This is a genomic window from Algoriphagus aurantiacus (assembly GCF_035156405.1).
In the GTDB taxonomy this organism is placed as follows: domain Bacteria; phylum Bacteroidota; class Bacteroidia; order Cytophagales; family Cyclobacteriaceae; genus Algoriphagus; species Algoriphagus aurantiacus.
Window position 1 is genome coordinate 1 of sequence record NZ_JAXRUT010000067.1, and the last position, 1,790, is coordinate 1,790.

The 1,790-nt window shown below is 38.3% G+C and carries 1 protein-coding gene; it reads left to right on the forward strand.

What is annotated here, in order from left to right:
• Positions 1-377 precede the first annotated feature (377 nt).
• Entirely contained in the window at positions 378-1,346 is a 969-nt protein-coding gene (locus SYJ56_RS25735) for a hypothetical protein (protein WP_323839261.1), read from the forward strand.
• The last annotated feature ends 444 nt before the right edge of the window (positions 1,347-1,790 follow it).

Consider the following 1,790-nt stretch of genomic DNA (forward strand, 5'->3'; position numbering starts at 1 on the left):
AAACAAAAAGACCTGTACCAACTTCTTCCCTCAAACTGGAAGCAGCACAGACCTAAACCGATTCTCTGAAATTCCTAATCCAAAACATATGGGATGCTCGGAGCGATACTTATAATTTCTTAATGATCGCATTTTGCAAGTGCGCCTTCTCTTTAAGCGAAAGCCTGTCCCGATGAGCAACGCGATATCGGGAGATGGGGTTAGGACAGGAATCCAATTACTAGTTGTATCTCACAATTTCTTTTTGAAATTCCAACCTTTAAGCAATAATTCCCCTCTTTAACCAAATGGATGAAAACACACAATTAACTGTGGGCTAGGTCTAGCTTAAGTGAAGTTGATTCCGTACTCCTGGTGCAGAAAACTTTATACAACTCATGATCATATATCATTTAATCTTGGTATTAATCCCATTCCTAAACCCATACCCTAAAGAGGATGTTGCTACCAGAGAACCTAGTTTTATAAAATACCATCAGCAAATTATAAAGGCAGAAACTTTACTGAGTGTAGAAAAGTTTAAAGAAGCCCTAGCGGAGTATGAAAAAATCGTTGAGAGTTACGACTTTGTTTTTTTACGCGATTATAAGATAGCCTCTCAACTGGCACTTTATATAGGTGATGAAGAAAAAGCCTTGTATTACATCCAAAAGGGAATTTCTTCAGGATGGGACTTAAAGGAGCTCAAAACCAATAAATTCTTAAAACCTCTCCACAGACTTGAGCACTGGAAGTCATTGGAACTTGACTACAAAAATCTTCATGGAGAATATCTAAAAAGATTAAATCTTTCAGTCAAAGATCAGGTACAGACGATGTTCAAAAGGGATCAGGCAATGGCATTGGGAGCTTTACTGAGAATTAGTGACAAAGCCCAGGTTAAATATGCCGATAGGAAATTTGCCCCACACAGTGAAGACCAATTGGAAAAACTGATCAGATTGCTCGAAAATCACGGTTATCCCGGCGAGCAACTTATAGGAAATAACTTCTGGGTGTCGACCATTGTAAGCCATCATAATTCCATTTCACAGGAATATGGGCAAAGGGATACACTTTACAATTTTATTAGACCAATGCTCATTCAGGCTATTGACAAAGGGCAGATCTCACCGTTTGAATTCGCATTAGCAGATGATTGGAAGATAGCGGTGTTGAGAACTGGACCAGGTTACGGGTTTCTTAATCCTCCTACCCAATCAACCCTTTCACAGACAAATGAGCTAAGATCGGAAATCGGGTTAAGATCTGTGGAATTGAGAAATAAATTAATTGAAGTAGAGCATAAGACAGGATTAAATTTCTATTTACCTGATTGGGTTAAAGGAAAGATTGTGATTGAGTAGATTTAATAATTGTATTACAGATGTTCCATAACTTGTCTTGATATTTAAGATGAAACCCTTGCTGATAAACTTTGGGATGCAGACCTTCTTAGTAATCTGGCCTCACTGTACCGTCTTCAACTTCACCCCATTCTCCTCAAGTATTTGCAGTAGCACCGCGGCATCTTTCTCCTGATCCTGTACTGTAAAGCAAAATGACAGCGCTAAATATGCCCGCTCTTTCTTTAAGAGGAAGTGAGTTAATTTATTAACTTGCTCTGAACAGAATCGCGAATACCTGTGGACAATGGCGATATAGACGCAATAGGTTGTGGGAATGCTATAACTACATGTGTTGAACTAAACCGACTGCGTCGGTAGTTTTTTGACTCAACTCACTGATTTATAATGGTTAAGGTTTATTTTTATTCTATGTTTCATTATTAAAATCTTAGAAATCATGGA